The sequence below is a fragment of the Bradyrhizobium uaiense genome, from assembly GCF_010811875.1.
Lineage (GTDB): Bacteria > Pseudomonadota > Alphaproteobacteria > Rhizobiales > Xanthobacteraceae > Bradyrhizobium > Bradyrhizobium uaiense.
Genome location: NZ_VKHP01000106.1, coordinates 22,447 through 30,000, shown reverse-complemented (window position 1 = coordinate 30,000; position 7,554 = coordinate 22,447). Strand labels below are relative to the sequence as shown.

Genomic DNA, 7,554 nt, shown 5'->3' with positions numbered 1-7,554 from the left:
CTCGATGGCCGCCGGTACCAGGGCGTTATCCTGGGCGGTCGGCGGGGCGGGCTCCGCGGGCTTGATCTCGACCGGCTTCACCTCGACCGGCTCAACCGACTTGGCTGCCTCCGGCGGCTTGGGCGCCCCCGGCACCGGCCCCCCTGTTCCGTTCCCGGACCGATCTGCCGAAGGTGGCGCCGGCACCCATCCCGGCGGTGATCCCGATCATCCGGGCCCCTGACGACCCCGGGGTCGACGAGGACGGTGCGGTGGACGAATTTGCGGAACAAATCGGCCCGCCCAAGGTCCAGGTGGGCGGTTGGCGCGGATTTTTGTCACGTTTGGGAAGCTAATTCGCGGTTAGATAACGGTCGTGTGGTTCAATAACCGCGTTTTCCTTGCCAAGGCGGCCGCTGCCCGATATCAGGTGGCACGCGTTTTCAGGCAACCGTGGAACGCTGCGTCTGGTCCGCCGCAATAGCTCAGTTGGTAGAGCACGTCATTCGTAATGACGGGGTCACAGGTTCGAGTCCTGTTTGCGGCACCACCACTCAAAACATCCTCAGTGCTGGTCTGGCCGGCTGCTCCTGCAACCCGGCCGGTGCATTGATTCGTGCGCCGCACCGTCCGCTCATGATCGCAATCGCGACCAGGACGCCGCGCAATCCCGCGAGATGAGCGAGGACGAAGACGTCGCCGAGTGCGCGATGCGGCCAGGGCGAATGCTCCAGGCGTCGTGGATGTGCACGATTATGGTCACATGAACCTCGGGTCAGCGCAGTCCGAGCCAATCATTGGTGAGAATAGGACACAACTTAGAGCGGAATTACCGCTGCGAGTGTTCGCTGGTTGTGCGCTCTCGCGCGGGAGGCTAGTTACTGAAATACGATTGCGAGGGACTGCGTTGCGACACAAGAATCAAGACGGCGAGCTGCAACGACAGTTTGCTTTCCTGAAGGAATTCCAGCGCGCCCACGGCCGCCCGCTGCGCGTGCTGCATATCGGCAACATCGCGAACAACGCCTACAACAATGCCTTGATTCAGCGACGTTTTGGAATCGAAGCGGACGTCATTTGCTACAACTACTATCACGTCATGGGTTGCCCGGAATGGGAGGCCGCAAGCTTCGACGGCAAGATCGACAACATGTTCCCGGATTGGTGGGCTGCCGGGTTGGGCGGTTGGCGGCGACCGGACTGGTTCGTGCAAGGCTCCGTTCTCGAATGCCTCTCTTATCTCCGTGCGAAGAACTTCGGCGACAGCGGAGCCGCAGCATTTTTCTGGACGCTGCTGCAGGCAAGATACTGGGAGATCCTTGATGGCGTCGCTTCCGCAGAGGGCCGAGTCCGTCCACCGATGCCGGAGCATCTGGCAGACACGATCTCGATTGCGCACGAGTTTCTGGATTTCCAGTTAAGCAAGTCATCCGGAATTTCGCAGCCGCTCGATCAGCCGGCTATCGTCCCGCCGGGGACGACCGTAGAGGCCGCACTCTCCCCCATTGCGCCGGCCTCATCAAAAGCGGCCCCGCACGATCCGCAGACCGAGCAAAGCCGATCTCTCGCCAATCCCAAAGGACCAGGCCGCTTCATCTTAATCTATCGCTCCTTTCTGACGAAACACGTATTCGTTCATTTGCAGCGTGAGGCGGAAAGCGGATCGGTCGCCGGGTCGAGTTTGCCCGTCGCGATTTGGCGAAGTCAGCGACGCAGCCGCGGCTTGCCGCGTTTTGGGTTCGAGTTTCCTGCCGATGTCTTCACGATGCCGAATCTTGGCGCGGCGACGCAGGCTGCAAGCGAAAGCAATGGAAGACCAAGGCGCCTCATATCGATCTATCGCTCCCTTCTAACCAAATATGTATTTGCTCATTTGCGGCGTTAGGCGGAAACCGGAGTTGTTGCCGGGTCGAGCATGGCGGTCGCGATTTGGCGAAACCAGAGACGCAGCCGCGGCTTGCCGCGGTTTGGATTCGAGTTTCCAGCTGATGTCTTCACGATCCCGGGCCGTGACGCCGTGATGCCGGCTGCAAGCGAAAGCAATGGAGGACCAAGCCGCCTCGTATCAATGTATCGCTCCCTTCTAACGAAATATGTATTTGATCATTTGCGACGTGAGGCGGAAACCGGAGTTGTCGCCGGACCGAGTTTGGCGGTCGTGATTTGGCGAAGTCAGAGACGCAGCCGCGGCTTGCCGCGGTTTGGATTCGAGTTTCCTGCTGATGCCTTCACGATCCCGGATCTTGATACCGTGGAGCCGGCTGCAGGCGAAAGCGCGGCCGCTGACGTCGTTTCATCTGACGCCATTTCGTCCGACGTCGGTTCGTCGGGCGCTCCCGTGGTGACCCACCCGGACATCGCCGACCGCCCGGAGTTTCGCTACTTCGAAAAATACGGCAAGGGAGAGGATCGACGCGCTTCGCAACGTGCGGCGCTTCTTGGTGACCTGTTGCGACAGTTTGCGGACTATCCGGCAGAAGCTCTGGTCTCTGTCGATGCCTTCGCATCCGCCATTGCCAATGAATTCGCTGACGTGTTGGAGCAATATGACGTCATTCAGGGCTATTCGATCGACGGGTTCATTCCGTTCATCAACGGATTCAAGAATTACGCGTGTTACGAACACGGCACGTTGCGGGACATGCCTTTTGAGAAAAGCTACAACGGCATTCTGTGTTCGGCGGCGTACAAGAACGCAGCCTTCTCGTTCGTGACCAACTCGGATGTGCTGCCGTCGGTGAAACGGTTGGAATTGAAGAGGGAGCGCACCGTTTACCTCCCACATGCCTTCGACGATGAAAAAATCTCAAACTTTTGGGCAGAACACAGGATCTCGAAGCGGGACTCCAACGTCACCACATTCTTTAGCCCGACGCGCCATCACTGGCGCGCAGCACCCGTTTCAATGCAGAAGGGCAATGATCTTTTTCTGAGGGCGGTAGCGCAGGTTGCGCAGACCGATCGCGATTTTCGTATCATCCTGGTCGAATGGGGCGTCGACGTTCACCGAAGCAAGGAACTCATTCAGAAGCTTCGAATCGAAGATATGGTTTCGTGGATACCGTCGTTGAACAAGGCGGAGCTTCGACAGCTTTACTGCTCGAGCGAGGTCGTCGTCGATCAGTTCAGGATACCGGCGATGGGCGGAGTTACCTTTGAGGCAATGGCGCTCGGACGCCGCGTCATAACCAATCTTGACGAAACCCAGTCAGCGGAGTTCTTCGGAGCGGCGCCGCCCTGCCTGGTCGCCGACAGCATCGAGTCCTGTGCTGCCCGTATTTTCGAGATTCTCGCCGATCCGCTGGACGACAATGGCCGCGGCGATGCCGCGCGTCGGTGGTTCGAGAAATGCCATTCCGCGCAGCGTGTCGTCGCACTTCAATTGGCCGCCTATCGAGAGATCTGCGCCGCCTAGATCCGCGCGCCGCACAGTCCGCTCATGATCGCAAGCGCGATCAGTCCGGCGGCCGCGAGCCCGGTTGCCCAGATCCGGTTGGCGACCGCCGTCGCCACGCCGTGCGCGATCAGGACGCCGCGCAATCCTGAAGCCAGATGGGCGAGGACGAAGAAGACGCCGAGCGCGTAGTGCGGCACCAGCCGAATGCTCCAGGCATCGTGGATCAGGCCGGTCGGTGCTCCGGACGCCCAGGCCCAATTGGTGTCGAGGTGGTGCACAGCGCGCGCCGAAACGAATGCTGAATTCAGATGGGTGACGATGAACGCCGCGAGGTACATACCGGAGCCGATCTGAAACACACGGAATGCATCTGCCGGCAGCGCGCTCCAACGCCAGGCGAGCCGCATGCCGACGGCGACCTGAAACAGCATCAAGGCAACGAGGATGGGTTCGATCACGGACGATCGATAGACCGTGCGGCCCACCTTCATCACGGCGGCATGCACCTCAGGTCCAAGCAGCCCCAGCAGATGATTGGTGAGGTGAAACGCGACGTAGAGCAGAATCACGGCCGCGGCCACTCCGTGCACGACGCGCCATCTGGTGATGGATGGCGCAATCGCGGCTGATTTCGCCGGCCGTTCCTGCTCGCTGCCGAGCAGCACGTAGAGACCAGCGGCGAGCCAACCCATGACCCATACGAGCTCATCGCTGACACGGATGTGCAGCAGTCCGAGACCGACGCCGGTCAGCACGAACAATGGCGGCGCGGCGATGGTGACATAAGCGAGCCGTCGCGCGCGCAGTTCGAACGACGACGGTGCTGCCCTGGTGAGCCGCCAGGCGCAGGCGAGGCCCAGCAACGGCGCGGCCGTCGCGGCGAACAGACAGAGCGCCGCGAGCACCAGCCGCGCAGTCGACATCTCCCCGCTCGTTGGAGAAACGGCGAGATGAAATGCATCGAGCAGGAACGGATAAGCCATCGCTCCCGCCGCCGGGGTCAGCCAGCGGAGCTTTTCGGCGGACGTATTGTCGCCGGTCCGAATGCGACCTTGTTCAATTGCGCTCACCGAGTTCTCCGGAGTTCAGGCATCCTGCCCAGAGGAGAGGGCCAAACCGACGAATCTATTCCCAAGCTCTCGAAGGCTCGGCACACAAGCCTGTGCGGTAGACGCTGGTATGTGCGGGCAAGCGGCATTGCGCCGAGATCTTGTCTCAAGGCGTATGACCGTACAGCAATGCGGCTCTACCCATAGGACCAGGTTCCAACAACCCGACTGGACCATGCCGCCTCGTCGGCCGCCCGGACCGGGAAGACGTCTCCGGTCATTGTTTCGCGTTCAAAAGCGATTCAATACGCCGTGATTGCACGATGGCGTCGCCGAGATCCACGAACGCTGCAAGATCCCGAGGTGCCGCTGCCAACCCAAATCCGTCGATATCGCCGGAGCGGGGAGCCCATATCGCGCGGCTCTCCAGAAGGTAGACGCCGTAAGCCGCTTCGATCCCGGTGTAGGCGTTGGTCCTCAATTCTTCTTGTATTGAGTAAGCCGCCAGCGCGGCGTTGGTGACAATCGAGGTCTCGATCAAGGCTTTTCGATATCCAGGGCGCTGCACCACGGCCGGCCCGAAGGCGGCGACCAGCTTTCTTTCGGAAGTCTGGACCACGACCAGCGCACCGTCGAGAATGCTGCGAAGCGAACGCTTCGTCGCAAGCGGCAAGTATTCACGCGGATTCAGGAACACGTCGACGGCTGTCGTGAGTGCGCCGCATCCGCTGTGGCCGAGTACGACGATGAGTTTGAGGCTGCCGCCAAGATTCTCGACGGCGTATTTGAGGCTTCCAAGCACCTCAATTCCGAGGCCGTTGCCCGCGACGCGGACCACGAAGAGATCATTGGGTCCTTCGTTAAAAATGAGTTCAACGGGCACGCGGGCGTCGGAGCAGCCGAGCACCGCGGCAAACGGTCTTTGCTTCGGCACGGTGCTGTCAGCCGGCAAGCCCAGGTCACGCAGATCGACCGGAATGATCTGCTGCACGACGCTCCCTTCCTCATCGTGGTCGAGGAGTGTGGCGAAGCTATTGTTGCCCTGTTCCAGACGGAGCAGCGCCGCATGACTGTCCGGCGGGGTCGACCTGATCGCAGCATCGTCGCTGCTGTAGCGATACGTGATGTCGAAGGTCTTCATCGTAGCCGCGCTGTGCTGGGAAAATTTTGGGCAAGCAAATGCGACTCGGACAGCAAACAGAGACCTGCAATCCGATTGAACGGCCCATGGGCAAGCCGCCATTGATCCAGATCAAGAATGTGGCGGGCGATCACGGGGAGCTGAATACGGTACGCGATGGCTGCGTGAAGCAACTCACATAGCAGCTCATGCGGCGTCGCTAGTCTCCCCGCCACCCACGGGAGAACAACAATGCGCAAACTCATCCTGATCACGGCGATGGTTTTGGTGTCCGCGTCCGCGCAGGCCGGCGAACGAAGCCTGTCGTTGGGCGGGGCCGCGTCGCTACCAGCAGCCGCATCGAATTCCGTTGCGACGGCAGGCAAGCTTGCCGATGCGCCGGTGGCGCCGGCCGTCGAAGCGCCGCTGAAGCCGCCGGAGGCGCCGAAATATGTCGAGCGCACAGCGCCGGTCGCCGCGCCGACTCCGCAGCCGCAAGCCCAGCCTGCCGTGCAGCAGACGCCAGCGCAGCAAGCCAATGTCCAGCCGTCGGCGGCGCCGGATGCAAGGCCGACACCGGACCGGACCGGCCCGCGACCGCGCACCGATCGAGCCATCGCCGCCAGGCAGGACGCTGGACCGAAGGCCGCATCATCGGCGAGCTGCATCGCCACGGGATTTACTGGTAGCCCGGCACCTGCCGGCTGCTTTGCATGGGGTTGTTTTCGATATTTTGGTGAGAGCCGCAGCCGCCGGGCGAGATGAAGGTCGCTGCGATCAGAAAACGAAAGCGCCCCTGGATCCGATCCAGGGGCGCTTTGGGTTGAGCGTGTTCGATGCGTTGGCTGGGTCACTCGGCGATCGTCTGCACGACGTTGCCGATCGGCCGGCCCGATGCGACCGGCTTCTCGGTCTTCGCCATCATCGCGTCGTATTCCGGCAGCGTCTCGATCTGGGTCTTGGCCTTCATCCAGACCACCTTGTAGCCGCCCGCCTTCAGCTTGCGCAGCAGCGTCGGCAGCGCCTGCGCGGTGTGCTTCTGCAAATCGTGCATCAGGATGATGCCCTTGTGCTCCTTGTCGAGCTTGGTCATCACGTTGTTGATGACCTCGTCGGAGCTCTTGGACTTGAAGTCGTTGGAATCGACGTCGACCGAGAACATCGCGATGTTGCGGGTGCCGAGATAGGCTGTCGTCGCCGGGGTGTGCGCCAGCGCCGGGAAGCGGAAGAACGGAGCCGGGTTGCTGCCCAGCGCCAGCTTCACCGCGCTGAAGCCCTTCTCGATCTCGTCCTTGGCCTGCTGCTCGGTGATCTTCTTGCCGGCCAGGTGTGCGTGCGACCAGGTGTGGGCGCCGATGGTGTGGCCGGCGGCGGCGACCTGGCGGAGGATGTCCGGGTGATAGGTGGTGTGCAGGCCGATCGGGAAGAACACCGCCTTGGTGCACTCGTCCGCCAGCGCCTTCAGCACGGCAGGCGTGGTCGGCCACGGACCGTCGTCGAAGGTCAGCACGACCTCATGGTCGGTCAGGAAGTCATACTGCTTGTACTGCAGGAAGCCGAAGCCCGGGCCGCCTGTGGTGTCGACCACGACAGTGCGGCTGACGCCGAGCCCATCGGGATTGTTGCATTTGGGCGCGGCCGCGACGGGGCCCGGAGCCGGTGCCGCAGCGGGGGCAGCCGCCGGGGCTGCCGCCTGGGTGGCATCGGCGCGCTTCGACAGCGCAGCGGTCGTCTCGACATCGTCCTTGGCAGCCTGTTTTGCCGCCGCAGGGAGCGGATCGGCCTTGGCTGCGGCCGTGGTTTGCGGAGGAGCCGCGTCGGCACGCGGGGAGGAGGTCCAGAACCACACGCCGGCGATCACAATCGCCGCTACAACACTGGCCAGCATCAGGCCCAACGCACTACGCATCGCTATACACTCTCTCGGAACTTAAGGATACGCCACAGCCGTAACGAGCGATTAATGCCAACAAGGTCTTAACGCGGTCCCAACAAGGCGCCGGAACGAC

At 61.9% G+C, this 7,554-nt stretch carries 7 protein-coding genes and 1 tRNA gene; 5 read left to right on the top strand and 3 right to left on the bottom strand.

Annotated features, from left to right (window positions below; genetic code table 11):
• The 4 genes from FNJ47_RS23940 to FNJ47_RS23925 all read left to right on the top strand — a co-directional run.
• The coding region (locus tag FNJ47_RS23940) for a hypothetical protein (protein WP_206685345.1) at positions 1-223 on the top strand (223 nt) is incomplete at its 5' end.
• 230 nt (positions 224-453) lie between these two features.
• A tRNA-Thr gene (locus FNJ47_RS23935) sits at positions 454-529 on the top strand.
• Positions 530-886: 357 nt separating this feature from the next.
• Complete coding sequence (locus FNJ47_RS23930) at positions 887-1,864, top strand: hypothetical protein (RefSeq protein WP_163157514.1); 978 nt, start codon at positions 887-889, stop codon at positions 1,862-1,864.
• A 30-nt stretch (positions 1,865-1,894) separates the two neighbouring features.
• The gene (locus FNJ47_RS23925) at positions 1,895-3,394 is read left to right on the top strand and encodes a glycosyltransferase (RefSeq protein ID WP_163157513.1); all 1,500 of its coding nucleotides are present in this window, start codon (positions 1,895-1,897) and stop codon (positions 3,392-3,394) included.
• Here the strand turns inward: FNJ47_RS23925 and FNJ47_RS23920 are convergent.
• The gene (locus FNJ47_RS23920) at positions 3,391-4,446 is read right to left on the bottom strand and encodes a hypothetical protein (RefSeq protein ID WP_163157511.1); all 1,056 of its coding nucleotides are present in this window, start codon (positions 4,444-4,446) and stop codon (positions 3,391-3,393) included. The genes FNJ47_RS23925 and FNJ47_RS23920 overlap by 4 nt on opposite strands.
• A 256-nt stretch (positions 4,447-4,702) precedes the next feature.
• Complete coding sequence (locus tag FNJ47_RS23915; RefSeq protein ID WP_163157509.1) at positions 4,703-5,566, bottom strand: carbonic anhydrase; 864 nt, start codon at positions 5,564-5,566, stop codon at positions 4,703-4,705.
• A gap of 231 nt (positions 5,567-5,797) precedes the next feature.
• On the opposite strand from FNJ47_RS23915, the gene FNJ47_RS23910 reads away from it, so the two are divergent.
• Entirely contained in the window at positions 5,798-6,310 is a 513-nt protein-coding gene (locus FNJ47_RS23910) for a hypothetical protein (RefSeq protein WP_236000076.1), read from the top strand.
• A gap of 85 nt (positions 6,311-6,395) precedes the next feature.
• Here FNJ47_RS23910 and FNJ47_RS23905 read toward each other — a convergent pair whose 3' ends face one another.
• Positions 6,396-7,454, bottom strand: coding sequence for a polysaccharide deacetylase family protein (locus tag FNJ47_RS23905; RefSeq protein WP_163157507.1), 1,059 nt, complete (start codon positions 7,452-7,454; stop codon positions 6,396-6,398).
• Positions 7,455-7,554: the final 100 nt, after the last annotated feature.